17 protein-coding genes and 1 pseudogene are annotated in these 24666 nt (G+C 71.6%); 10 read left to right on the forward strand and 8 right to left on the reverse strand.

Going from position 1 to position 24666, the window contains the following annotated elements:
• The first annotated feature begins 1126 nt into the window (after positions 1-1126).
• Entirely contained in the window at positions 1127-3358 is a 2232-nt protein-coding gene (locus ABD330_RS17920; protein ID WP_344466158.1) for a WD40 repeat domain-containing protein, read from the forward strand.
• Positions 3359-3543: 185 nt separating this feature from the next.
• Positions 3544-4266 (forward strand): methyltransferase domain-containing protein, encoded by a 723-nt coding sequence (locus ABD330_RS17925; RefSeq protein WP_344466160.1) that lies wholly within the window; start codon positions 3544-3546, stop codon positions 4264-4266.
• 177 nt (positions 4267-4443) lie between these two features.
• Here the strand turns inward: ABD330_RS17925 and ABD330_RS17930 are convergent, their stop codons facing one another.
• Entirely contained in the window at positions 4444-4995 is a 552-nt protein-coding gene (locus ABD330_RS17930) for a SecY-interacting protein Syd (RefSeq protein WP_344466163.1), read from the reverse strand.
• Between the two features lie 43 nt (positions 4996-5038).
• Between ABD330_RS17930 and ABD330_RS17935 the strand changes: the two are divergent.
• Positions 5039-5150: pseudogene (locus ABD330_RS17935) on the forward strand (PaaI family thioesterase); the annotation flags it as partial.
• Positions 5151-5192: 42 nt separating this feature from the next.
• On the opposite strand, the gene ABD330_RS17940 reads toward ABD330_RS17935, so the two are convergent.
• Entirely contained in the window at positions 5193-5993 is an 801-nt protein-coding gene (locus ABD330_RS17940) for an exodeoxyribonuclease III (protein WP_344466165.1), read from the reverse strand.
• Positions 5994-6223: 230 nt separating this feature from the next.
• Here ABD330_RS17940 and ABD330_RS17945 point away from each other — a divergent pair, with 230 nt between their 5' ends.
• A complete protein-coding gene (locus tag ABD330_RS17945; RefSeq protein ID WP_344466167.1) occupies positions 6224-7012 on the forward strand; it encodes a GntR family transcriptional regulator in 789 nt (262 codons plus the stop codon).
• 177 nt (positions 7013-7189) lie between these two features.
• Here the strand turns inward: ABD330_RS17945 and ABD330_RS17950 are convergent, their stop codons facing one another.
• Positions 7190-8500, reverse strand: a complete 1311-nt coding sequence (locus ABD330_RS17950) for an ROK family protein (RefSeq protein ID WP_425555564.1) — start codon at positions 8498-8500, stop codon at positions 7190-7192.
• 277 nt (positions 8501-8777) lie between these two features.
• Here ABD330_RS17950 and ABD330_RS17955 point away from each other — a divergent pair, with 277 nt between their 5' ends.
• A complete protein-coding gene (locus tag ABD330_RS17955) occupies positions 8778-9422 on the forward strand; it encodes a class I SAM-dependent methyltransferase (protein WP_344466171.1) in 645 nt (214 codons plus the stop codon).
• A gap of 71 nt (positions 9423-9493) precedes the next feature.
• Here ABD330_RS17955 and ABD330_RS17960 read toward each other — a convergent pair whose 3' ends face one another.
• The 4 genes from ABD330_RS17960 to bioB form a co-directional block, all read right to left on the reverse strand.
• Positions 9494-11491 carry a ricin-type beta-trefoil lectin domain protein gene (locus tag ABD330_RS17960; protein WP_344466173.1) on the reverse strand — a complete coding sequence of 666 codons (1998 nt, stop codon included), beginning with the start codon at positions 11489-11491 and terminating at the stop codon, positions 9494-9496.
• 443 nt (positions 11492-11934) lie between these two features.
• Entirely contained in the window at positions 11935-12714 is a 780-nt protein-coding gene (gene bioD / locus ABD330_RS17965; RefSeq protein ID WP_344466175.1) for a dethiobiotin synthase, read from the reverse strand.
• Positions 12711-14012 (reverse strand): adenosylmethionine--8-amino-7-oxononanoate transaminase, encoded by a 1302-nt coding sequence (locus ABD330_RS17970; protein ID WP_425555565.1) that lies wholly within the window; start codon positions 14010-14012, stop codon positions 12711-12713. Before ABD330_RS17970 ends, bioD begins: the two co-directional genes overlap by 4 nt.
• Positions 14013-14023: 11 nt before the next feature.
• Positions 14024-15301, reverse strand: coding sequence for a biotin synthase BioB (bioB, locus tag ABD330_RS17975; RefSeq protein ID WP_344466177.1), 1278 nt, complete (start codon positions 15299-15301; stop codon positions 14024-14026).
• A gap of 176 nt (positions 15302-15477) precedes the next feature.
• Between bioB and ABD330_RS17980 the strand changes: the two genes are divergently transcribed.
• A complete protein-coding gene (locus ABD330_RS17980) occupies positions 15478-16227 on the forward strand; it encodes a hypothetical protein (RefSeq protein WP_344466179.1) in 750 nt (249 codons plus the stop codon).
• Between the two features lie 50 nt (positions 16228-16277).
• On the opposite strand, the gene ABD330_RS17985 is transcribed toward ABD330_RS17980, so the two are convergent.
• Positions 16278-18770 carry a DEAD/DEAH box helicase gene (locus ABD330_RS17985; protein ID WP_344466253.1) on the reverse strand — a complete coding sequence of 831 codons (2493 nt, stop codon included), beginning with the start codon at positions 18768-18770 and terminating at the stop codon, positions 16278-16280.
• 268 nt (positions 18771-19038) lie between these two features.
• Here ABD330_RS17985 and ABD330_RS17990 point away from each other — a divergent pair, with 268 nt between their 5' ends.
• The 4 genes from ABD330_RS17990 to ABD330_RS18005 all read left to right on the forward strand — a co-directional run bounded on the left by ABD330_RS17990 (position 19039) and on the right by ABD330_RS18005 (position 24490).
• On the forward strand, positions 19039-19881 hold the full coding sequence (locus tag ABD330_RS17990) for a nitrilase-related carbon-nitrogen hydrolase (protein WP_344466181.1): 843 nt from the start codon (positions 19039-19041) through the stop codon (positions 19879-19881).
• Between the two features lie 21 nt (positions 19882-19902).
• Entirely contained in the window at positions 19903-21312 is a 1410-nt protein-coding gene (gene hydA, locus ABD330_RS17995) for a dihydropyrimidinase (RefSeq protein WP_344466183.1), read from the forward strand.
• Between the two features lie 45 nt (positions 21313-21357).
• The gene (locus ABD330_RS18000; RefSeq protein ID WP_344466185.1) at positions 21358-22374 is read left to right on the forward strand and encodes a TIGR03842 family LLM class F420-dependent oxidoreductase; all 1017 of its coding nucleotides are present in this window, start codon (positions 21358-21360) and stop codon (positions 22372-22374) included.
• 274 nt (positions 22375-22648) lie between these two features.
• A complete protein-coding gene (locus ABD330_RS18005) occupies positions 22649-24490 on the forward strand; it encodes a M1 family aminopeptidase (RefSeq protein ID WP_344466187.1) in 1842 nt (613 codons plus the stop codon).
• Positions 24491-24666: the final 176 nt, after the last annotated feature.

A 24666-nucleotide genomic window follows, 5' to 3' on the forward strand; every position in this document is an offset into this window, starting at 1 on the left:
AGGACCAGAGCTGACCTTCTGAGCTTCCGGCATGGGGTGGAATGAGGACAGCGGGGCGGTCACGCGGGCGTTCGAGGACTGGAAGCACACCGAGCAACTGGTCCCACCATCGGGTCGACGGGCTCTGGCCCCACAACTACGAGTGGATGCTCCACGCCGCCGCGATGAAGGACGCCGTCAGCGCCTTCGACATCTTCATGGAGATCTCGCTCAACGAGGTACTGACCTGCTTCTCCTACCCCCAGGAGAACGGTCGGAAGATCCAGCTTCGGCTGAAGAAGACCGGCAAGCAGGAGTCACCGGGCTGGGGAGTGATCCGCGACGCACATGCCGTGCTGGGGAACGACAGGTGCGGCCCCTTGGCCGCGCCGTCGCCCGAACGGTTCCTTGCCGTGATCGGCACCAGCCGTCTGGATCCCTACACAGTGCAGTGGCTGAACGAGTCGCAGCTCTACCTGGACGGAGACCGTGGCGAGCGCGTAGGCGAAGAGCTTCGCCGGCTTCTGGCGGATGGCAACGGGCCAGTGCCGGTATTGGGTACGTTGTCGAAGGAGCACTATTGGCGGTTGACCGCCCATTCGACTTCTTCAGACGCAGACCATCACGCCCAGGTGCGGGAACTGCTTGCCGGACGGTGTATCAGCGTCTCCGACCGATTCAGTGACGAGGAGCTACGGTGGGCCGCGGAGCCTTCCCAGGGTGACGGGCGGCTTGCCGAAGCTCTGCGGCACTCAGGAGGCCGGATCACCCAGTACCTGGCTGCAGGGCCGCTCCTGGTGGAGCGCTGGTCGGCCGGCTGCCCGACCGGGCGGCGTGCCTGCCGTCGCGAGGGGCCCGAACGAAGGAGCGGACATGTCCGTCGGCCGAGCGCCGGCCCGTACCCGCATGGAGTCCCTGGTCGGGATGTTCTCCCTCGTCCCGCAGGTCGTCGACGCCGTCTCGGTCCCGGTCATCGCCGCGGGACTCCTCGACCGCCTCAAACTCTGGGCCGGGCAGGCCGCGCCGCTCACCCGACCACGCACGGCACGGGACCACCTCGCCGCCCCCGTCGAGGAAGCCCGGCCCCGCACCTCACGGCACCCTGCCTCCCGCACGGCCACCTTCGCTCACCTCAAAGGACGGATCCATGTTGCCTTCGACGTCGGCCACCACGCCGACCACGACGCAAACTACCGCAGCCGACGAGTGGTTGGCGGACCCGACGTTTCTGGTGACCGCGGACCCGGAGCGGGTGATCGCGCTGCTCGACGTGGCGTCCAGCCCGGCCGCGCGGGTGGGGGCGGCGGTGTACCGGGTGTCGGCGGAGCTGCATCGCAGGGCCGGTGCGGGCGTGCGGCGGCAGTTGCTGGCGCTGGACGCAGCCCGTTACGGGGAGCGGGAGTTGTCCGCGCGGATCGCCGCGACAGCGGTGGAGGGCGAGCCTGCCGGGCAGTGGGGCGTCGAGTGGTCCAGCGGCTCCGAGCTCGACCCGCGGTACCGGCGGACCCGGGACGACTACCCGGATCGGACGACGGCGATGGCGACGCTGGTCGTGGACGGCCGCACCCTGGCTGTCACCGGCCACTCCAGCGGGAAGGTGACGGTACGGGATCCGGTGACCGGCCAGAAGGTCGGCCGGCAACCCATGACCGGCCACACCCACAAGGTGTCGGCGATGGCGACGACGTTGCTGGACGGCCGCCCAGTGGCGGTCACCGGCGGGGACGACGGAGCCGTCAGGGCGTGGGACCTCGCGACCGGTGAGCAGATCGGCGCGCCCCTCACCGGCTACCCCCGCACGGCGTCCGCGGTGGCGACCGCGATGCTGGGCGACCGGTCCGTGGTGGTCGCCGGCAACGATGACCGGACGGTCCGGGTGTGGGACCTGGCCACTGGCCGGCAGGTCGGCCGCCCCCTGGCCGACCCCACCAGTGAGGCATGGTCGTTGGCGACGGCCGTGGTCGACGGCCGCCCGGTCGCGGTCACCGGCGGGGACGACGGAGCCGTCAGGGTGTGGGACCTCGCGACCGGTGAGCAGATCGGCGCGCCCCTCACCGGCCATACCCGGGCGATCTGGGTGATGGTGACAACGGTGCTCGACGGTCGTCCGGTGGCCGTCACGGCCGGCACCGATCGGACCGTACGAGTATGGGACCTGACGGACGGTCGGCAGCTGGCCCAGTGGCCCGTTGGCAACGACGGCCCGGTGACCTCCCTGGCGACGTCCGTACTCGACGGCCGCCCCATGGTGATGGCCTGTAGCCTCGGGCTGGTACAGGTGTGGGACCTCGCAACCGGTGAGCACGTCGACCGGCACCGCACCGGCCCGGTGTCCGTAGTGGCGGCGGCGGTGCTGGACGGCTGCCCGGTGGCCCTCATCGACGACGGGGACTGGGCGGTTCAAGCCTGGGACCTGGCCACCGGTCAGCAGATCGGCGAGCCCCCCGCTGCTCCGGTGGCGGCCGTGTCGACGGCCGTACTGGACGGCCACCCGGTGGCCGTCACCGGCAGCAGCGATGGGACGGTACAGGTCTGGGGCCTGGCCACCGGTCAGCACCTCGGTAGGTTCCCGGTCGGATGCATGGGGGCGACGGCCGTCATCGGCGGCCGCCCCGTGGCTCTGACCAGCAGTGATGAAACGGTGCGGGTGTGCGACCTGGCCACCGGCGAGCAGGTCGGCGAACCCCTGACCGGCCACACCGGCGAGGTGTGCGCGGTGGCGACGGCGGTGGTCGACGGCCGCCCGATGGCTTTCACCGGCGGTGACGACGCCACCGTGCGGGTGTGGGACCTGACTACAGGACATCAGGTCGGCGAGCCCCTGGTCGGCCACGAGGAACCGGTGTCGGCGGTGGCGACGGTGGAGATCGACGGCCGCTGGCACGTGGTCACCGCCAGTTACGATCGGACGATGCGGGTGTGGGACCTGGCCGCCGGGAAGCAGGTCGGCGAATTCCTGCCCAGTTTCGACTTTCCGGTCCCGGCGGTGGCGACGATGACGGTGCACGGCCGCGCCCACGCCATCACCAGCAGCTGGGACGCAGTGCGGCTGTGGGACCTGACCACGGGACAGGAAGCCGACGAGCCCTTGATCGAACGCATCCCGGAGCCGGTGGTGGCGACGGCTGTGGTCGACGGCTGCCCGATGGCATTCCTCGGCCACGGCGACCGGACGGTGTGCGTGTGGGATCTGGCCGGCGGGAGGCAGATCGGCCCACCGCTGGTGTTCCCACTGTCGGTTCGCGCGCTGGCCGTGACGCCGAGTGGCCAGTTGGTCGTGGGCTTCGGTCACGAGGTCGCGACACTGGCCCGCCGCGAGGACCCGGCGCCGTTCCGTCCCCAGGCACGAGGGGAGGCGGCGGCACCGGTCCGGGCGTGACGGGAGGCGTCGCCCTCTGTTCGGCTGCCTCAGGGTGAGGGTGGTGCGGGGCCGGCTCCCGCCCGGGCCAGTTGGTACTGAACAGACCGGGTGGCCGCCGGGTCCCGTCCATTGGTGCGCCGGTAGGAGGAGGCCCTTGTGGCGGGCGAGAACGGCACCGCAGAGCGCGAGTTCGATGAGGCCAAGTGTTCGACGAGGACTTTCTGCAGGCGGTGTTCGACGTACCGCCAGTCGATAGTGTGTCCGACATGGTGACCTTGCTGGGCGACGATGAGCTGGACCGCTCGCCGGTGGTGGCGAATCGGGCGATGAACCGCGAACGGGCCCTGACCGGCGTCAACAGCTATGCGCGTGAACTCGGCCTCGACCCGGCTCAGTGGCTGCTCGACCGGCCCGAGCCCGGGTCGTGGCTGGACCTGTGCAGCGGTGCGGGACTGGCCTTGACGGCGGCGGCAGGCCGACTGCCGGCCGCCACGGTTCTCACCGGGGTCGACCTGGTGGGCCCACTTGGCCCGCGGCATGTTGCGCCCAACGTCCAGCTGATCGTGGCCTCGCTCGCTGACTGGGCACCCAAGCAACCGTATGACCTGATCACCTGTGTGCACGGGCTGCACTACCTCGGCGACAAGCTTGGCCTGCTCGGCCGAGCCGCCGGTTGGCTCAGCCCCGACGGGCTGTTCGCCGCCCAGCTCGACCCGGTCTCACTACGCCGTGCCGACGGTGGGAGTCTGGCGAAGCCGGCGCTCGCCGCACTGCGGGCGGCGGGGTTCGAGTATCAGCCACGGCGGCATCTGCTGACGCTGCGAGGTCGGCGGAGCGTCAGGCTCCCGTTCGACTATCTCGGCGCAGATACGACTGCCGGACCCAACTACACGGGTCAGCCCGCAGTGGCGTCCCACTACGGCTGATCCAACTCCGAACCGGCTCGCACCATCCACGCCGCGCAGGATCAGGTGCTGCGCCCAGTCGGACTGCGCGACCGCGTTCAGCACGGTGTTGAGTGCCGCGCGGCGCGCGGCCCGCCAGGCGCTTGGCGGGGAGGGCGCCAGGACACTTGCACGACATGCAGGAGATCGTTCCGCTGGTCACAGGTCCGCCAGGAACTGCGCCAGCGACGGCGCGACCTTCGGGCCACCGCGGTGGCCGATCTGCTGGAGCAGGATGCTGCCGGTGGCATTGTCGAGCACGAAGAACAGGTCGCCGTAGGTACAGGCGACCGGGAAGGTGATGTCGTCGCCGAACTCCGCCGCCCGGCGGCGCGCGTGTTCGGCCAGACCATGCACCGTTCGCTGGAGCTCGTCCTCGTTCCACACGGTGCAGAGCGACACCGTCTTCCCGGAATGCTCCAACCCGTCCACCTGGCCACACCAGAGGCTGCCGTAGAGGGCCGGCACATCCGGATGCAGTGTCGCGCCGATCCCGGTGAGTGCGCTCTCGACCTCGGTGAAGTCCGCGGCCTGCTCCATCGGGACGGGTTTCCACCGGATCATGCCCTCGGGGGTGGGCTCCCCCAGTTGGCACGGAGACTGCCAGTCGGGGTCGTATTCCACGACGTTCAGGCCGGCTCGGTCCAGGCCGGGCCAGAGGTCGTCGACAAGCAGGGCGCCGAGCCTGGTCCGCGCGTCGTTCCCAGTCAAGTGAACTCCTGTCAACGTGCCGTTCCTACGCTGAGAGCAGGAACCCCTGGGCAGCGTGCACGGCGGCTACCTGGCCACCCTGCTGGACTCCGCGCTGGGCTGCGCGGTGATGAGCCGTCTGCCGGCCGGCACCGGATACACCACCACCCAGCTCAACCTGCACCTGGTCCGCCCGGTCTTCGCGCACACCGGCCCGTTCACCCGATGTCGAAGACGGCTGTCACCGGCGCGTGGTCCGACCAGCGTCCGGCGTGGGAAGCGGCTCGCTCGACGTATGCCCTCACGCATTTGTTCGAAATGCCCGAGCTTGTCACGATTAGGTCGATCCGCCAGCCGCTGTCGTTGTCGAAGGCCCGGCCGCGGTAGGACCACCAGGAGTACGGGCCGTCCTGGTCCGGGTGGAGGGCGCGGACGACGTCGACGTAGCCGGCCTCGTCGAAGACCCGGGTGAGCCAGGCGCGCTCCTCGGGGAGGAAGCCCGCGGACTTCTGGTTGGCCTTCCAGTTCTTCAGGTCGGCCTCGCGGTGGGCGATGTTCCAGTCGCCGCACACCAGGACCTCGCGCCCGTCGGCGGCGGCGCGCCCGCGCAGTTCGGTGAGGTGCACCAGGAACTCCGCCATGAAGCGCTCCTTCTCGTCCTGGCGCTCGGTGCCGACCTCACCGGACGGGAGGTAGAGGCTGGCGACGGTCAGCCCCGGCAGATCGATTTCCGCATATCTGCCCGAATTGTCGAATTCATCCGACCCGAAACCGATCACCGTGCGTTCCGGCGCCTGCCGTGAGAGGACGGCCACCCCCGCCCGTCCCTTCGTGGCGGCCGGTGCCCAGACCGCGTGCCAGCCGGGCAGGTCGCGCAGCTCGGCGGGCAGCTGCTCCGGCTCGGAGCGCACCTCCTGCAGGCAGATCACGTCGGCCTCGGTGGCGGCCAGCCACTCGATGAAGCCCTTCTTGGCGGCGGCCCGGATCCCGTTCACATTGATACTCGTCACGACAGTCACCGGAGCAGGCTATCCGCCCCGGCGGCGCCGGTGCGAGCAGCCGCACCCTGCGCCCCGGCTCCGTCATTGGTCTTGACCATCTCCGCCGAGACCCCCTAGTGTCCCTTACTGCAAAGACCTTTAATAAAGAAGGACGGATAAAGCCCGCCCCTCCCACCTGCCGCAAGACCGGGCACGGGGCCGGCCCGCAGTCCTTCAGGGTGGAGGACACGGTGGGACAAGGACAACTCATGGCGGTACCGGTCCCGGCCACGCCGGCCTCCACGGTGCCGGAGCCGAAGTACTGGCACCTGCGTACGGTCCTGGTGCGCACCATCGACGGCGAGTTCTCCACCGGCCAGGTCCTCCCCAACGAGCGCGAGCTCGCCGCCCGCTTCGGCGTCGCCCGGGCCACCCTGCGTCAGGCGCTCGACCAGCTGGAGCTGGAGGGCCGGCTGGTCCGCCGCCGCGGCATCGGCACGCTGATCGCCGCCCCGCGGGTCGGCGTCCCGGTCGGTCGCGGCGACGAGGGCTGGCCCAGCGCGGGCCGCAGCCCCTCCTGGCGCAGCGTCGACTGCGTGAGCGCCCCCGCCTCCGCCCAGCTGGCCCAGTCGCTCGGCATCCCGGCCGGGGAGACGGTGCACACCGTCCGCCGACTGCGCCTGGTGCAGGGCCAGATCATGGCCGCGGAATCGCTGCACGTGCCCGACTCCGCGGTGCCGCACCTCCCGGCCGTCCCGCAGCTGATCGGCGGCGCGGGGGAGAGCGACCGGGCCCGCTCGGTGCTCCGCCAGCTGGAGCGCCTCGGCGTCGACGGCGAGTCCCGCTCGGTCGAACTCGGCGTCGCCGAAGCCGGCGAGGCCGCTCTGCTGGAGCGCCCGCCGGGCACCCCGGTCCTGGTGGTCACCACCCAGTACGCCGCCGCGGGCCGGCTCGTCGCGCTCGCCGTCTCCACCTACCGCTCCGACACCTGCAAGCTCACCTTCGGCGAGACCGGCCTGGTAGAGGTCACCCCCGTCGAGGCGGCGCGCACCGCCTGACCCTCCGGGGGTAACCAGGCCGTTCAGGACGAGGCTCCTCCAGGGGCGCGGGGAACTGCGCGATCAGGGCACCACGTGGTGCGTGGTTGCGCGCGCAGTTCCCCGCGCCCCTGTCGGGGTTGCCCGTGTGCGTAGGGTTCGGCTGCGCCCCTGCGGGGGTTGCCCGAGCGGGGGCGTTCAGCGTGCGGTCGCCCCCGGGGAGTCGACGGCGAAGAGCTGTTCCTCGACGTGGTCGAGTGCGACCCGCAGGGCGCCCATCGCGACGACCTCCTCGCCGAGTGCGGCGAGGACGACCTCGGGGGCCCGCAGGCAGTACAGCTCAAGCTGCTCCCGCAGGGGCTCCAGGACGCCGTCCAGCCCGGCGGCCCAGCCGCCGACCACCACCAGCTCGGGGTCGAGCGCCAGTACCAGCGCGGCCACGTCGTGCACCAGACGCCGCAGGAACCGGTCCATCGCCACCTGGGCGACCTCGTCGCCCTCGCGGGCGAGCCGGAGCACCCGGGCGACCGCCGCCTCGTCCAGCGGGTCGAGCGGCTTGCCGGTGGTGGAGAGCAGCCGCTCGGGGGTGGCCTCCTGGCCGAGCAGGTGCAGGGCGCCGATCTCGCCGGCCGCGCCGCCGAAGCCACGGTGCAGGCGGCCGTTGATCAGGGAGCCCGCTCCGGGGCTGAGGCCGGCCATCACGAAGACCACGTCGCCCTTGCCGACCGCCGCGCCCTGCCAGTGTTCGGCGATCGCGGCCAGGTTGGCGTCGTTCTCGATCACCACGGGGCAGCGGAACGAGCGGCGCAGCCGCGCGCCCAGGTCGAGTCCCGTCCAGCCGGGCATCGCGGTGCCGAGCCGTACGGTGCCCTCCCGGTCGACGATGCCGGGGGTGCCGACGGCGACCGACCAGAGGCTGTCCCGGGAGACCCCGGCCTTGCGCAGTACGTCGGCGACGGCCGTCCGGGCGCAGGCCAGCCGTCCTTCGGCGTCCCGGGTCTCCTCGACGGCCTTGGCGTCGCTGCCGAGGATGCGGCCCGCCAGGTCGGCGAGCGTCACCCGGATGTCGTGCACCCCGATCTCGACCCCGAGGATGTGCCCGGCCTCGGCGCGGAAGCGGAACCAGCGTGCGGGGCGCCCGCGCTGACGGCCGTTGTCCTGGACGTGCTCGACCTCGGCGACCAGCCCGGCTTCGATCAGCCCCTCGATCACCCCTTCGACGGTCGGCCGGGACAGCCCGGTGTCGCCGACCAGTTGAGTGAGGGTGAGCGACTGGCCGTCACGCAGCGCGCGCAGCGTGACCGCGGCGTTGATCCTCCGCAGCAGCGAGGAGTCCCCTCCGGTGAGCCGATCCGCCACAACGCTGCCCTTCCGCGTACGCGCGACAGCTTTGGCGCGCGGGTGCCGAGTGCGCGGCGACCTCCGATTGCCCCGCGAAATGGCCCACCAGACGTCGCGGCACGGGGGTACGGAGCCGGAGGGCGTGAGCCGGATCGTACTCGGCGGCATCCTGGGCCGCGAGCATTTCCGCAGCTCAAAACGGCTTCGGTATCGAAACGGTACGTACCCGGGTGTCGCCCCGTCACCGAGAGCGATGCCGGTCGCGGACGCCGCCCTCCCCGGTCGCCTCCGCCGCGGCGGCAGGAGTGGCGGGCGGGGCGGGGCCGCCCTCGACGGCCGGTCACCACTGGTCACCACGGCCGGACGGACTGGCTATGCTGCGAGCATGCCGAACGGGATTCGTACTCTTCATCCGGACTCAAGCGTAATGTCGGATAAGGCCTTTGTGCGGGACGAGACCCGCCTCTCTCCCGTTCCCTTCGTCCCCGAGGTCTCCCTGCAGATGGCCGAGGACGCCATCGCGCTCTGGGAGACGACGGAATCGGCCCGTGGGGAGGTCGGACTGCCGCCGCCGTTCTGGGCCTTCGCCTGGGCCGGCGGGGTGGCCGTCGCCCGGTACGTGCTCGACCACCCCGGCCTGGTGGCGGGACGGACCGTGCTCGACCTGGCGGCGGGGTCCGGACTGGTCGGCATCGCGGCCGCCCTGTGCGGTGCGGCCTCGGTACGGGCCGCCGAGATCGACGCCTACGCCGTGGCGGCCATCGGGCTCAACGCCGAGGCGAACGGTGTCCGGGTGGACGCGGCGGTGGAGGACCTGCTCGACGGCGACGGCGCCCCCGCCGAGCTGGTGCTGGCCGGTGACGTCTTCTACGAGCGGGCGATGGCCGAGCGGTTCCTGCCGTTCCTGGAGCGGGCGCAGGCCAGGGGAGCCCTGGTGATCGTCGGCGACCCGGGCCGCGCCTACCTCCCACGCGGACGGTTCACGGCCCTGGCCGTCTACGAGGTGCCGGTGATCGCCGACCTGGAGGACACCGCCTTGAAGAGCACCACCGTCTGGCAGCTCGCTCCGGTACCCCCGCAGGCCGGCTGACCGCCGACAGCCGCGCCCGTGCGGGCCGGTCCCGTCGAACCGGCCCGCACAGGCTGTCCGTTGATGATGTGTCAGGCGTTCGGCGGGGTGTTGAACGGGGCGGCCCAGCTCTGGTTGGTCTGGATCGCGTCCGGTGCCGCACCGCAGCCGTACAGGTCGACCGGCGTGCCGTTCGCCGTCGTGGCGCCGCCGTAGACGTCCAGGCACGAGCCGGTCCCGGCGAGCTTCAGGTTGCCGTCCCGGTTGTACGTCCAGGTCTGCCGGCCGGAGGCCGAGCCGCAGGCCGCGACCCCGACCCACCGGCCCTGCTGGCCGTTGATCGTGCCCTTGGTGGTGCCGCTCTGCGCGGTCAGGCAGAGGTTCTTCGTGCCGGACTGCAGCAGTTGGACCGAGCCGTCGGCGTTCATCTGCCACTGCTGGTTGGAGCCGCCGGTGCAGCGGGCCGCGTCCACCGGGTTGGCGGTCGCGGTGCCGGAGCGGTAGTTGTCCAGGCAGAGCGACTCCTTGCTCCAGTCGTCGCGGGAGACGGTGATCTGGCCGCGCGGCGTGGTGCCGCCGCACCCGCCCTGGGCGGAGATCCGGAGCATCGCGCTGTCGTGCGAACCGACGGTCAGGGCCACCGAACCGGCCGAGGTGCTGCTCCGGTGTGCCCACAGGTCGCGCACGTCGTACTGGCAGCCGGCCGTGTTGAAGCCGGCCTGGGCCAGGTCGAGCGTGTAGTTCGCCGTCGCGGCGCCCTTGTTGAGCACGACCACGGCGCGGCCGCCGTCCGCCAGCGGCTTGACCACGACGTCGAGGCCGCTGGTCGCGGCCGGTGTGCCGTTCGAGTTCGCGGCGCCGCCCGAGACGCGGTAGCCGCCCGCGCCGAGCGGGTCCTGGTCCACGGCGACGACCTCGGAGTTGCCGAGGATGCCGACCGAGGCGTTCAGGTGCGCCGCCTCGGCGGGGTGGGCGGCGATGTAGGCGGGCTCGAACTTGCGGGCGTCGGTGGAGACCACCAGCGGCGCGGCCAGCGCGGAGAAGAGCGACATCTGGCTGCGCTCCTCCGCGGTGGTCATCCCGTTGTCGCCGATCAGCAGCATGTCGGCGTCGTTCCAGTTGCCCGGGCCTTGGTAGCGGCTCGACTCGACCGAGTTGTCGAAGCTCTGGTAGGCGCCGATGTTGTAGCCGCCGGGGGCGATCGCCTGGTTCCAGGGGTCCTTGCCGTCGCCGTAGGTCCAGATGTCCGGGCCGATCCGCCACAGCTGGCCGAGCGGGCGCACCCAGTTCATCGAGGCGGACTTGTCCGGGCCGTTGCCGTAACCGGCCGGGGCGGAGATGTCGAACATCACGTTCGGCGTGGGAGTGCCGGCCTGGTTCGCGGCCGTGACGGCCGTGGCGAGGTCGGCCGACATCCGCGCGTCGAGCGTCCGGACCGGTTCCGCGTCGCCGCAGTTGTCGTACTTGAGCTCGTCGACTCCCCAACTCACCATGGAGTCGGCGTCGTTCTGCTCGTAGTACTCGCTGCCGTTGGGCAGGTTGGGCGCGGTCGGCGTGGCGGTGGAGCAGGTGTGGGTGCCGGAGGTCTCGTAGATGCCGAACCTGGCGCCCAGGCTGTGCAGGTAGTCGCCGTACCCGGTCAGCTCGTAGTCGAAGCCCGGCTGTCGGGTGGTGTCCCGGACGTCGGTGGCACCGCCCCAGTTGAGTGCGCCGTGCAGGTAGCCGGAGCTGTTGCGGTACATCCAGCAGTCGTCGACGGTGACGTCCTGGTAGCCCGCCTTGATCAGGCCGGTGTCGGAGAGCGCCTTGGCGTTGTCCTCCATGTACTGCTGGAACGAGTAGCCGAGCGGGTTGGAGCCGTCGAGCGGGGCCTGCGGCGTGCACTCGGCCCGGGCCCAGTCGTTGAAGCCCATCGGCGGCAGCGCGCCGATCGGCCCGTTGGGGCCGGCGGACGCGCTGTAGTTGGCCGCGGGGGCGGTCACGCCGTCGTTCGCGGTCGCGGGGGTTGCGCCTAGCGCGGCGCCGGAGACGAGCACGGTGGCCGTCGCGAGCAGCGAGGTGGCCCGCCGTGCCGAGAAGCGTCTGGTCACGGTGTGTGGGGATCCCTTCCACTTCTGACTGAAGTTGCTCTAATGACCGGTAGATCATGCAACTTCAATCACTTGCGGAGAGCTTCGATGCACGAGGTGGCCGCCGTCAAGATGTCGTCGCACCTCGGCTCCGGCTCGGCTTCCCGGCCGGGTTCGGCTGCAACGCCTCGAAACCGCGGCTGGCCTGCTGGATCTCGGAGGCGCAAGCCCCGTTGGCGTACATGCTCGATATTGAGCGAATAGCTCGGACTGTTTGCATCTTCACGCAAACGGCACAGCGCTGCCCTCGCCGGGTCCGCCTGGCAGCCGGCCCCTGGGCAGGGCGGTACGGCATCCCGTCGAGGCGCCGGACGTGCTCACGGCGCCCATGCGCGGAGGAGTCCGAGCACACGTGCTCGGACTCCTCCGGACGAACGAAACCCGACCCCGTCGGCCGGCGCGCCCTAACTCCCGTGGCGCGGAGTCGCCGGGCGGAGCGGCGGCACCTGGTACGCCGCCGTGAACGCCGAAGCGTCCCAGACGCCGCCCAACGCGGGTGCCAGGCTCGCGTCGGCGATCTCCCGGAAGGGTGCTCCGCCGACCGCCGCCGCGCCCTGCGGCAGGACACCGAGCAGCGGGGCGCCCGCGACGGCGGGCAGGTCGGCGAGGTTGCAGCGCGCGGCGAGGTCGGGCTCGCGCGGCCAGGAGCCGACCACGACACCGAGCAGCGGCAGGCCGCGGGCCCGCAGCGCCTCGGCGCTCAGGGCGGTGGTGTTGAGCGTGCCGAGACCGGCCTGGGCGACCAGCAGGACCTGGACGGGCAGCCCGAGCGCGATGGCCGCCCGCGCCATGTCGGCGAGGGTGCGCCCCTGGTCGTCGTAGCGGACGAGCAGCCCGCCGGCGCCCTCGACCAGCACCAGGCGGTGGTCCGAGGCGAGCTCGGCGACGGCCTCGGCGACCTGCTCGGGCCGGATCTGCGGCAGCCCGGACCGCCGGGCGGCGGTGTCGGGGGCCAGCGGTTCGGGGTAGCGGGCCAGCTCCCGGGTGGTCAGCGCACCCGCCGGCGCGCCCGCCAGCCGGACGACCTCGGCGGCGTCGCCGGGCTCCTCGGGGCCCACACCGGTCTGACCGGGCTTCAGGACGGCCACCGGGCCGCCGTCCCGCGCGGCGAGGGCGGCGACGGCGGCCGTCACGACGGTCTTGCCGACCTCGGTGCCGGTACCGGTGACGAACAGGACGCTCATCCGGCCACCGCCGCGGCGGTCACGGCCGCGCCGATCCGGGCGAGGTCCTCGTCGCCCGTCACGAACGGCGGCATGGTGTAGATCAGGTCGCGGAACGGCCGGAGCCAGACGCCCTCCCGGGCGGCGGCCTCGGTCGCGGCCCGTACGTCGACCGGGTGGTCCAGCTGGACGACCCCGATCGCGCCGAGCACCCGCACGTCCGCCACGCCGGGGACGGCGGCGGCGTCCGCGAGCCCGTCCCGCAGGCCGGTCGCGATCCGCTTCACCCCGGTCTGCCAGTCCTGCTCCAGCAGCAGGCCGATCGAGGCGTTGGCGACGGCCGCCGCCAACGGGTTGCCCATGAAGGTCGGGCCGTGGGCGAGCACCGGGACCTCGCCCCGGCTGATGCCGTCGGCGATCTCCGAGGTGCACAGGGTGGCCGCCATGGTGAGGTAGCCGCCGGTCAGCGCCTTGCCCAGGCACATCACGTCCGGTGAAACCCCGGCGTGGCCGGCGGCGAACAGCTCGCCCGTCCGGCCGAAGCCGGTGGCGATCTCGTCGAAGACCAGCAGCACGCCGTGCGTGTCGCACAGCTCGCGCAGCAGCCGCAGGTAGCCGGGGGAGTGGAAGCGCATCCCGCCCGCGCCCTGCACCACCGGTTCGACGATCACGGCGGCCAGCTCGTCGGCGTGCCGCTCGACCAGCTCGGCGAGCGAGGCCGCGTACGCCGGGTCCACCTCGGCGTCGAAACCCGCCGGGGGCTCACCCGCGAACAGCTGCCGCGGCAGCACCCCGCCCCAGAGCTGGTGCATCCCGCCCTCGGGGTCGCACACCGACATCGGGTGGAAGGTGTCCCCGTGGTAGCCGCCGCGCCAGGTGAGCAGGCGGCGCTTGGCCGGACGTCCGACGGACTGCCAGTACTGCAGGCACATCTTCATCGCGACCTCGACCGCCACCGAGCCGGAGTCGGCCAGGAAGACGTGCCGCAGCGGCTCCGGGGTGATCTCGACCAGCGTGGCCGCGAGCCGGACGGCGGGCTCGTGGGTGAGCCCGCCGAACATCACATGGCTCATCCGGCCCAGCTGGTCCCGGACGGCCTCGTCCAGTACCGGGTGCCGGTAGCCGTGGATCGCCGCCCACCAGGAGGACATGCCGTCGATCAGCTCGCGGTGCCCGGAGACCTCCGAGGCGAGCCGGAGCCGGACGCCGGACGCGGACTCCACCACGTACGGCGTCGCGGTGCCGGGCATCGGCCCGTACGGGTGCCAGACGTGCGCCCGGTCGAGGTCGAGCAGGGACTGCGGGTTCAGCTGCTGCACTTGGTGAGTCCTCAGGCGTTCGGGGCCAGCTCGGTACCGGCGCCACGCCGGCGCACCTTGACCAGCTCGCTGCGGACCTCCTCGGGCAGCTCGGCCTCGGCGGCCTCGGTGCCCTCGGCAGCGGCCTCGGCCACCGCGGCGGCCGGCTCGTGCGAGCCGCAGGGCCCGCACCCGCCCGCCGAGGCGGACTCGCCGTGACCGCCGCAGCCCGTGTCGGCGCCGGTGCCGCAGCCGCCGGCCGATCCGCAGCCGCCACCCGTGCCGCAGCCGCCGGCCGCCACCTCGGAGCGGTGCGCGGGCAGCGTCACCTGGCCCGCGCCCTCCACCTCGAACCCGGCGTCCGCGATCATGTCGAGGTCGGCCTGTCCGGCCTGGCCCTCGCTGGTCAGGTAGTCGCCCAGGAAGATCGAGTTGGCGATGTGCAGGCCCAGCGGCTGCATGCTCCGCAGGTGCACCTCACGGCCGCCGGCGATCCGGACCTCGACGTCCGGGCAGACGAACCGGACCATCGCCAGGATGCGCAGGCAGCGCTGCGGGGTGAGGTTCCACTCCTTGGCGAGCGGGGTGCCCTCGAACGGGATCAGGAAGTTGACCGGCACCGAGTCCGAGTCCAGCTCGCGCAGCGCGAAGACCACGTCGACCAGGTCCTCGTCGCTCTCGCCCATGCCCGCGATCAGGCCGGAGCAGGCGGAGAGGCCGGCGCCGTGCGCCTTGTTGACGGTGTCCACCCGGTCCGCGTAGGTGTGGGTGGAGGTGATGTCGCCGTAGGTGGCCTCGGAGGTGTTCAGGTTGTGGTTGTACGCGTCCGCGCCGGCCGCCTTCAGCCGCTCGGCCTGGTTGCCGGAGAGCAGGCCCAGACAGGCGCAGACCTCGACGGCCTCGTTGGCGTCCTTGATGGCGGCGATGGTGTCGGCGACCCGCTCGATGTCACGGTCCGTCGGGCCCCGGCCGCTGGCCACCAGGCAGACCCGCTTCGCGCCGCCGGCGAGCCCGGCGGCCGCCGCCTCGGCGGCCTGCTCGGGCTTCAGCCAGGTGTACTTGAGGATCCCGGCGGTGGAGCCGAGCCGCTGCGAACAGTACGAGCAGTCCTCCGGGCACAGCCCGCTCTTGAGGTTCACCAGGTAGTTGAGCTTGACCCGGCGGCCGAACCACTGTCGGCGCACCCGACCGGCGGCCGCGACCACGTCCAGCAACTCGTCATCGGTGGTGGCGAGTACGGCGAGCGCTTCCTCGCGGGTGGGGGTTTCCCGGCGCAGGCCCTTGGCGGTGAGGGTGTCGAGCAGATCCATGCTCCTGATCCTGCCTGGCAGGGCGGGAGAAGGGCTAGAGGGAACCCGCCAGAAGATCGGCGTGGCGGTGTGCGAGTTGTCACAGTCCGGACGCCGACCGTAGCGCGGGAGAGCGGGTCGGTCGGCTGGTCAGGGCATTGATCCACCGTTCGGATGATGTGCTTACAATCTGCGCCATGACCACGCAGGGGGAGCGCGACCCGCGCCCGGCAGGCCAGCAGAGCCATGTGCCGACCCGTATCCACCGGGCGCGAAGAAGCCCGCGCCGGGTGCTGCTCGGGTGCACCCTCGCGGTGGCCGCGGCAGGCGTCGGCTGGATCGTCGCAGGCTCGCAGGTGGACGCCGGCTCCGGCGGCTCGTCCACCGCGACCAACGTCCCGGCGATCGGCGCGACCCCCGCCGAGCCGCTGACGGAGGCCCAGTCCTTCACCGCCGACCGGTACTTCCCGCCGCAGCGCGGCATCGACCTGTTCGACTACAAGGCGAAGCGCACCACGGCCAGGCAGAGCGCGACGTGCGCCGACGCCCTCTTCGACCGCACCCACGACGTGCTCCGCGACACCGGCTGCCAGGGCTACGTCGGGGTCGGCTTCAGCCGCCTCGACCAGCAGGTGGTCACCAGCCTGGTGGTCCTGCGGTTCGCCGATCCGGCGGCTGCCGCGAAGGCCGCCCAGGCGGTGGGGGGCAACCCCGAGGCGCTGGTCTTCGTGCTCGCGCCGCCGCTGCCGGGCGGCCCCTCGGCCGCCCCGCACCCCGGCGGCAAGGAGCCGACCAGCAGCCGGGTGCAGGCGGTCGGCCACTACCTGACCGTCACCGTCTCCCGCTACGCCGACCCCGGCGCCGCGAACCCGGCCGGCGAGGCGGCGCTCGACGCGGCGACCCGGGCCGTCTCGTTCACGGCCGAGGCCCCCTTCGCCTGGCTGTAGCCCTTCAACCAGGGGGCACGCCGCCATTCAGCGGCATGCCCCTCGGGGGCCTACCCGTCCAGCCGGTCGACCGCGGTCACCCGCAGCACCGCCCGCCCCTCCTCGTCGGAGCCGTGCAGGTCGACCTCCGCGCTGATGCCCCAGTCGTGGTCCCTGGCCGGGTCGTCGAAGATCTGCCGCACCGTCCAGGAGTCCTCCTCCTGCTCGATCAGCAGCATCTTCGGCCCGCGCGCGTTCGGCCCGGTACCGAGGTCGTCGTGCTCCTCCCAGTACTCGTCCATCGCGTCCGCCCAGCGGTCGGCGTCCCAGCCGTACTCGCCGTCCAGCTCGCCCAGCGCGTGGTAGTTCTCCAATGCCGCCAGCTCGACCCGGCGGAACATCTCGTTGCGCACCAGTACCCGGAAGGCCCGCTCGTTCGCGGTGACCGGCGCCGGACGGTCGTCGAGCACGACCTCGGGGGATTCGGGGTCGGTCGGGTTGGCCAGCTGCTCCCACTCGTCCAGCAGGCTGGAGTCGACCTGGCGGACGAGCTCGCCGAGCCAGGCGATGACGTCCTTGAGGTCGTCGGTCTTGATCTCCTCGCGGACGGTCTGCTCCAGCGCCTTGAACGCCCCGGCGAGGTACCGCAGCACGATGCCCTCGGTGCGTGCGAGGTCGTAGTGGCCGACGTAGTCCGTGAAGGTCATCGCCCGCTCGTACAGGTCGCGGACCACGGACTTCGGGCGCAGCGGGTGGTCGCCGATCCAGGGGTGAGCCCGCGCGTAGACCTCGTAGGCGTGGCTGAGCAGCTCCTCCTGCGGCTTCGGGTAGGTGATCTCCTGGAGCCGCTCCATCCGCTCCTCGTACTCGATCCCGTCCCGCTTCATCTCGCCGATCGCCTCGCCGCGCGCCTTGTTCTGCTGGGCGGCGAGGATCTGGCGCGGGTCGTCGAGGGTGGCCTCGACCACCGAGACCACGTCCATCGCGTACGAGGGCGAGGCCGGGTCGAGCAGCTCGAAGGCGGCCAGGGCGAAGGTGGAGAGCGGCTGGTTGAGCGCGAAGTTCTCCTGGAGGTCGACGGTCAGGCGGACGATCCGGCCCTCCGCGTCGGGCTCGTCCAGGCGCTCGACCACGCCGCCGTCCACCAGCGAGCGGTAGATCGCGATGGCGCTGCGGATGTGGCGGCGCTGCGCTGAGCGGTCCTCGTGGTTGTCGGTCAGCAGGTGGCGCATCGCCTCGAAGGCGTTGCCGGGCCGGCCGATCACCGAGAGCAGCATCGCGTGGCTGACCTTGAAGCGGGAGACCAGCGGCTCGGGGTCGGCGGCGATGAGCTTCTCGAAGCCCTCCTCCGTCCAGCCGACGAAACCTTCCGGCGCCTTCTTGCGGACCACCTTGCGGCGCTTCTTCGGGTCGTCGCCGGCCTTGGCGACGGCCTTGTCGTTCTCGATCACGTGCTCCGGCGCCTGGGCGACGACCTGGCCGACGGTGTCGTACCCGGCCCGGCCCGCGCGCCCGGCGATCTGGTGGAACTCGCGGGCGCGCAGGGTGCGCACCCGGATGCCGTCGTACTTGGACAGCGCGGTGAACAGCACGGTGCGGATCGGCACGTTGACGCCGACGCCGAGGGTGTCGGTGCCGCAGATGACCTTCAGCAGACCGGCCTGCGCGAGGCGCTCGACCAGCCGGCGGTACTTGGGCAGCATGCCGGCGTGGTGCACGCCGATGCCGTGCCGGACGTAGCGGGAGAGGTTGCGGCCGAACTTGGTGGTGAAGCGGAAGCGGCCGATCAGGTCGGCGATGGCGTCCTTCTCCGCCTTGGTGCACATGTTGATGCTCATCAGCGACTGTGCCCGCTCCACCGCCTCCTTCTGGGTGAAGTGCACGACGTAGACCGGGGCCTGGCCGGTCGTCAGCAGCTCCTCCAGGGTGTCGTGCATGGTGGTGCGGCGGTACTCGTAGAACAGCGGGACGGGGCGGGTGGCCGAGCGGACCACCGTGGTCGGGCGTCCGGTGCGGCGGGTCAGGTCCGCCTCGAAGCGGCGGACGTCGCCGAGCGTGGCCGACATCAGCAGGAACTGCACGTGCGGCAGTTCGAGGATCGGGATCTGCCAGGCCCAGCCCCGGTCCGGTTCGGCGTAGAAGTGGAACTCGTCCATCACGACCTGGCCGATGTCGGCCCGGGCGCCGTCGCGCAGCGCGATGTTGGCCAGCACCTCGGCGGTGCAGCAGATGATCGGCGCGGTCGGGTTGACGCTCGCGTCGCCCGTCATCATGCCGACCTGCTCGGTGCCGAACATCTTGCACAGGTCGAAGAACTTCTCCGAGACCAGCGCCTTGATCGGCGCGGTGTAGAAGGTCCGCTTGCCCTCGGCCAGCGCGGCGAAGTGCGCACCGGCCGCCACCAGGCTCTTGCCGGAGCCGGTCGGGGTCGCCAGGATCACGTTGTTCCCGGAGACCAGCTCGATCAGCGCCTCCTCCTGGGCGGGGTACAGCGTGATGCCGCGCTCCATCGCCCACTCGGCGAAGGTCTCGTACAGCGCATCGGGAGTGGCAGGGCTCGGCATCAGGTCCAGGAGGGTCACCCGGCCTATCTTGCCTGTTCGGGAAGGCCCCGGGCAAAGTCCCACCCGCCCCAAGGGCCCGGCGAGGACACTCGGGCCCCATCGGAATCATCCGGAACAGTGCTCTGGGATGTTTATCGGCAGATGTGCCGGCCGAGTCGTCGTGTGACGAAAAGAAACCGGACGCATTGGCGCGTGACACTACAACCCGGGCCCCGGAACTCCTACTCTCGACGGTCTACAGCGGATTCCCCCCGCGAGGAGATGACCCATGAGCCGAGTGGTACGCGCCGCCCTTTTCCAGACCTCCTGGACAGGTGACCCGGAATCCATGATCGAGGCCCACGAGCAGGCGGCCCGGGACGCCGCCGCCCAGGGTGCGCAGATCATCGGATTCCAGGAGGTCTTCAACGCCCCGTACTTCTGCCAGGTCCAGGAACCCGAGCACTACCGCTGGGCCGAGCCCGTCCCGGACGGTCCGACCGTGACCCGGATGCGGGCGCTGGCCAGGGAACTCGGGCTGGTGATCGTCGTCCCGGTGTACGAGGCCGAACAGGCCGGCTTCTACTACAACACCGCCGCCGTGATCGACGCGGACGGCTCCTACCTCGGCAAATACCGTAAACACCACATCCCGCAGGTCAAGGGATTCTGGGAGAAGTACTACTTCAAGCCCGGAAACCTCGGCTGGCCGGTGTTCGACACCGCCGTCGGCAAGGTCGGCGTCTACATCTGCTACGACCGGCACTTCCCCGAGGGCTGGCGCGCCCTCGGCCTGGCCGGCGCGGAGATCGTCTACAACCCGTCGGCCACCAGCCGGGGCCTGTCCGCCTACCTCTGGCAGCTGGAGCAGCCCGCCGCCGCCGTCGCCAACGAGTACTTCGTCGCGGCGATCAACCGGGTCGGCACCGAGGAGTACGGCGACAACGACTTCTACGGCACCAGCTACTTCGTCGACCCGCGCGGGCAGTTCGTCGGTGAGCCGGCCTCCGACAAGGACGAGGAGCTGGTCGTCCGGGACCTGGACCTCGGCCTGATCGAGGAAGTCCGGCAGCAGTGGGCGTTCTACCGCGACCGCCGCCCGGACGCCTACGGACCGCTGACCGAGGCCTGAGAATCCCGAGGGGAGAACACCATGACCCGTACGGTGATCCGAGGCGGCCTGGTCGTCACGGCGGCCGAGGAGCTGGCCGCCGACGTGCTGATCGAGGGCGAACAGGTCGTCGCGCTGGCCGCCTCCGGCAGCAGCGCCGCCGAGAGCTGGACGGCGGACCGCGTCATCGACGCCGCCGGCCATTACGTCATCCCGGGCGGCGTGGACGCGCACACCCACATGGAGCTGCCGTTCGGCGGCACCTCGGCGTCCGACACCTTCGAGACCGGGACCCGCGCCGCCGCCTGGGGCGGCACCACCACCATCGTCGACTTCGCCGTCCAGTCGGTCGGCGCCTCGCTCCGGGACGGGCTGGACGCCTGGCACGCCAAGGCCCAGGGCAACTGCGCGATCGACTACGGCTTCCACATGATCCTCGGCGACGTCACCGAGGGCAGTCTCAAGGAGATGGACCTCCTGGTGGGGGAGGGCGTGACCTCCTTCAAGCTGTTCATGGCCTACCCCGGCGTCTTCTACAGCGACGACGGCAAGATCCTGCGCGCGATGCAGCGCGGCGCCGACAACGGCGGCCTGATCATGATGCACGCCGAGAACGGCATCGCGATCGACGTGCTGGTCGCCCAGGCGCTGGCCGCCGGGAAGACCGACCCGCGCTTCCACGGCGAGGTCCGGCACGAGCTGCTGGAGGCCGAGGCCACCCACCGCGCGATCCGGCTCGCCCAGGTCGCGGGCGCTCCGCTGTACGTCGTGCACGTCTCGGCCGCCTCGGCGCTGGCCGAGCTGGTCACCGCCCGGGACCAGGGGCTGAACGTCTTCGGCGAGACCTGCCCGCAGTACCTCTTCCTCTCCACCGACAACCTGGCCGAGCGTGGCGCCGACGGCTTCGAGGGCGCCAAGTACGTCTGCTCCACGCCGCTGCGGCCGCGTGAGCACCAGGCGCAGCTGTGGCGGGGCCTGCGCACCAACGACCTCCAGGTGGTCTCCACCGACCACTGCCCGTTCTGCTTCACCGGCCAGAAGGAGCTCGGGCGCGGCGACTTCTCCAAGATCCCCAACGGCCTGCCCGGCGTCGAGAACCGGATGGACCTGCTGCACCAGGCGGTGCTCGACGGCCACATCTCGCGCCGCCGCTGGATCGAGATCGCCTGCGCCACCCCGGCCCGGATGTTCGGCCTCTACCCGCGCAAGGGCACCATCGCGCCCGGGTCCGACGCCGACCTCGTGGTCTACGACCCGGCCGCCGTGCACACCGTCTCGGCCGCGACCCACCACATGAACGTCGACTACTCGGCCTACGAGGGCAGGCGGCTGACCGGCCGGGCGCGGACCGTGCTCTCCCGGGGCACGGTGGTGGTCGACGGCGACAGCTACCTCGGCCGGCCCGGTCACGGCCGCTACCAGCCGCGCGCCACCTGCCAGTACCTGATCTGACGCACCCCCAGCAGGACGCACTCCCAGCAGAAAGAGGCAACAGACTTGGACATCGGCCTCGTGCTCCAGACCGACCCGCCCGCGCGGCTCCTGGTGGAGCGGATGCAGCGCGCCGAGCGGGCCGGGTTCACCCACGGGTGGACCTTCGACTCGGTGGTGCTCTGGCAGGAGCCCTTCGTCGTCCACAGCCAGATCCTGGCGCAGACCGAACGCCTGGTGGTCGGCCCGATGGTGACCAACCCCGGCACCCGGGCCTGGGAGGTGACGGCCTCCACCTTCGCGACCCTGAACGACATGTTCGGCAACCGCACCGTCTGCGGCATCGGGCGCGGCGACTCCGCGATGCGGGTGGCCGGCCGCCGCCCGGCCACCCTGGACCGGCTGTCCGCCGCCATGCACGCCATCAAGGAGCTCGCCGAGGGCCGCGAGGCCGAGGTGGACGGGACGGTGCTGCGGATCCCCTGGATCCGGCCCGGTGCCCGGCTGCCGGTCTGGACGGGCGCGTACGGGCCGAAGGCGCTCGCCCTGACCGGGCGTCAGGCGGACGGTTTCATCCTGCAGCTCGCCGACCCCTTCCTGACCGAGTGGATGGTCAAGGCCGTCCGCGACGCGGCGGTGGCGGCCGGCCGGGACCCGTCCGAGGTGACCATCTGCGTGGCCGCCCCGGCGTACGTCACCGAGGACGACTCGCCCGGGGCGCTGGCCCACGCCCGTGAGCAGTGCCGCTGGTTCGGCGGCATGGTCGGCAACCACGTCGCGGACCTGGTCGCCAAGTACGGCGAGCACTCCGGCCTGGTGCCCGACGCGCTCACCGCGTACATCAAGGACCGGCAGGGCTACGACTACAGTCACCACGGCCGGGCGGGCAACCCCGACACCGCCTTCGTCCCGGACGAGATCGTCGACCGGTTCTGTGTGATCGGCCCGCCGGAGGCCCAGCTCGCCAAGCTGGAGCAGCTCCGCGCGCTGGGCGTCGACCAGTTCGCGGTCTACGCCATGCACGACGCCGTCGAGTCGACCATCGACGCCTACGGCGCGAGCGTCATTCCGCAGCTCAGCTGACCTCCGGGTCCGTCCCGAGTCCACCCCCAGCGCGGCCCGCCGGTCCGACCGGCGGGCCGTTGTCGTGGAAAGCCGGGCAAAAATCTTTGTCATGCTCCTACCAAAATGAGAATTCTGCTGCCAGTCTTGCATTCGGCCGCAGCGGGTGACAGCGCTCCCCGCCGATGCCACGGCACGGTGACGCCACGACAGCGCTTCCCGGGACAGCGCGCCATGACACGGCCTCACCAGCTGCCCGTCCCCAGTGAGCGCTGCTGCATTCGAAGAGGATCCGATGAGAAGAAGAAGACTCCTCCCGCTGGTCGTCGCCGCCGCCCTGGCGGTCGGCGCCGCGGGCACCGTCGCGGCGGGCACGCCGGCCGCCGCCGCCGACTGCACGCCCGCCCAGGTGATAGCCAACGGCGGTTTCGAGAGCGGAAGTTCACCCTGGACGGCGTCGAGCGGGGTGATCGGCGCCGGCACCGGCCAGAGCGCCCACTCCGGCAGCGGCTTCGCCTGGCTCGACGGCTACGGGTCCTCGCACACCGACACCCTGGCGCAGACCGTCACCCTCCCGGCCGGCTGCACCTCCGCCACGCTGACCTTCTGGCTGCACGTCGACACCGCCGAGACCGGCACCACCGCCTACGACAAGCTCACCGCCAAGATCGGCGGCAGCACGCTGGCCACCTACTCCAACCTGGACGCGGCCTCGGGGTACGTACAGAAGTCCTTCGACGTCTCCTCCTTCGCGGGCCAGACGGTCGCCGTGTCGTTCAGCGGCGTCGAGGACTCCGGCCTGCAGACCAGCTTCGTGCTCGACGACCTGGCGCTCAACGTGGGCGGCGGCAGCACCCCGCCGCCCCCGCCCACCGACGCCACCCGGACACCCGGCTCGCTCGGCTACACGGTCAACCTGGCCTCCGACGCCTCCGGCGACAACTGGACCGGGCACGAGAACGTGACCTTCGCCAACGCGTCGGCCTCCCCGCTCACCGAGGTGTACCTGCGCCTGTGGGACAACGCGCACGGCAGCTGCCCGACCACGCCGATCACCGTCACCAACCTGACGGGCGGTGTGGCGGCCCCCCTGTCGGTGAACTGCACCGCCCTCAAGGTGACTCTGCCGCAGCCGCTGAACCAGGGCCAGAGCGGTGCGATCGGCTTCGACCTGGGCATCAGCGTCCCGAGCGGCGCCGACCGCTTCGGCCATGACGGCGCGTTCGCCTTCCTCGGCAACGCGCTGCCCGTCCTGGCGATCCGGGACGCGGCCGGCTGGCACCTCGACCCCTACACCAACAACGGCGAGTCGTTCTACTCGCTGGCCGCCGACTTCGACGTGACACTCGACCACCCCACCAACCTGCTGGTGCCCGCCACCGGCACCTCGGTGGACACCCCCGGCGCGGCGGGCCGCACCGTCACCCGGGCGACGGCGAGCAAGGTCCGCGACTTCGCCTGGGCCGCCGGGCCGTTCGCCGAGATCTCCGGCACCTCCCCGGCCGGGGTGAAGGTCAACGTCTACTCGGTGACCGGCATCAGCTCCGCCGACGCCCAGTCGATGCTGGCGACCTCCAAGTCGGCGATCGACGCGCACGCCCAGCGGTTCGGCGCGTACCCGTACACCGAGGTGGACGCGGTGCTCGACAACAACTTCTGGTTCGGCGGCATGGAGTACCCGGGATTCGTCCTCGACCTGGTCAGCACCACGGCGCTCACCCACGAGCTGGGCCACCAGTGGTTCTACGGGATCGTCGGCGACGACGAGTACAACGGCCCCTGGCTGGACGAGGCGTTCACCGACTACGCCACCGACCTCGCCCTCGGCCAGAGCGGCTCCGGCTGCTGGAGCAGTGTCTCCTGGGCCTCCGCCGCCGAGAAGATCACCGACTCGATGGCGTACTGGGACGCGCACTCCTCGCGGTACTCCACCGTCGTCTACGGCTACGGCAAGTGCGCGCTGCACGACCTCCAGCGCCTGATCGGCGACACCGCGATGACCAAGCTGCTGCACGACTACGCGCAGTCGCACTGGTACGGCGTCTCCACCACGGCCGAGTTCAAGGCCGCCGCGCAGGCCGCCGCTGGCACGGTCGACCTGACCTCGTTCTGGACCCAGCACCGGATCGAGGGCTGACCCCGCCGGACGCCCGCCCGCCCGGCCCGTCAGGGCGGGCGGGCGTCCGGCTCCGGGCGTCGGGCCGACGGCCCGGCGGCGGGCGTCCGGCTGACGGCCCGGCAGCGACTCACCCGTTCCGCACCCTGGGCGCCGTCCGCCTCGCGGTCTACGCTGTGCGGGACACCGCCGAGGCG

This window comes from Kitasatospora kazusensis (assembly GCF_039529945.1).
Classification (GTDB): domain Bacteria; phylum Actinomycetota; class Actinomycetes; order Streptomycetales; family Streptomycetaceae; genus Kitasatospora; species Kitasatospora kazusensis.

Excerpts from the sequence above, each read along its gene's own strand:
- ABD330_RS17980 (WP_344466179.1), top strand. The coding sequence starts at position 15,478 with ATGACCACGCAGGGGGAGCGCGACCCGCGCCCGGCAGGCCAGCAGAGC.
- ABD330_RS18005 (WP_344466187.1), top strand. The coding sequence starts at position 22,649 with ATGAGAAGAAGAAGACTCCTCCCGCTGGTCGTCGCCGCCGCCCTGGCG.
- ABD330_RS17985 (WP_344466253.1), bottom strand. The coding sequence starts at position 18,770 with ATGCCGAGCCCTGCCACTCCCGATGCGCTGTACGAGACCTTCGCCGAG.
- ABD330_RS17990 (WP_344466181.1), top strand. The coding sequence starts at position 19,039 with ATGAGCCGAGTGGTACGCGCCGCCCTTTTCCAGACCTCCTGGACAGGT.
- bioD (WP_344466175.1), bottom strand. The coding sequence starts at position 12,714 with ATGAGCGTCCTGTTCGTCACCGGTACCGGCACCGAGGTCGGCAAGACC.
- hydA (WP_344466183.1), top strand. The coding sequence starts at position 19,903 with ATGACCCGTACGGTGATCCGAGGCGGCCTGGTCGTCACGGCGGCCGAG.
- ABD330_RS17920 (WP_344466158.1), top strand. The coding sequence starts at position 1,127 with ATGTTGCCTTCGACGTCGGCCACCACGCCGACCACGACGCAAACTACC.
- ABD330_RS17945 (WP_344466167.1), top strand. The coding sequence starts at position 6,224 with ATGGCGGTACCGGTCCCGGCCACGCCGGCCTCCACGGTGCCGGAGCCG.
- bioB (WP_344466177.1), bottom strand. The coding sequence starts at position 15,301 with ATGGATCTGCTCGACACCCTCACCGCCAAGGGCCTGCGCCGGGAAACC.
- ABD330_RS17950 (WP_425555564.1), bottom strand. The coding sequence starts at position 8,500 with ATGCCGCCGAGTACGATCCGGCTCACGCCCTCCGGCTCCGTACCCCCG.